A 324-nucleotide genomic window follows, 5' to 3' on the forward strand; every position below is an offset into this window, starting at 1 on the left:
AAAAACTAATCATGAAACTAACAATCGCCCTGTTCATCGTATTCTCAGCTCTATCCGTTGATGCAAGGGCTGGAGTAGTGTTCGATCAAGTCTCAGGAGCTGAGTGTTCGACGCAGCTCGAAAGCGAAAACTCTGCAGTCGAGGTTTTCATGCATATCCAACAGGAGAGAAAATTCCTATGGGTTGCTCCGCTGAAGGTATTTACAGAAGATGAAAAAGGTAAGAAGATTACGACCATCATCTATAAGGCGGCAACTCGCAGTCCGTCCCTTCCTGTAGGTCCACAGCTAAAGAAGCAAAACGAAGATGCAGCAAAACTAGGGG

At 45.7% G+C, this 324-nt stretch carries 1 protein-coding gene; it reads left to right on the top strand.

The genetic code is table 11. From position 1 onward, the window contains the following. Positions 1-11: 11 nt before the first annotated feature. Positions 12-324, top strand: a 313-nt coding sequence (locus tag QEH57_RS24880) for a hypothetical protein (RefSeq protein WP_309009511.1), incomplete at its 3' end; no start/stop codon positions are given.

Source organism: Pelagicoccus sp. SDUM812005 (assembly GCF_031127875.1).
Taxonomy (GTDB): Bacteria; Verrucomicrobiota; Verrucomicrobiia; order Opitutales; family Opitutaceae; genus Pelagicoccus.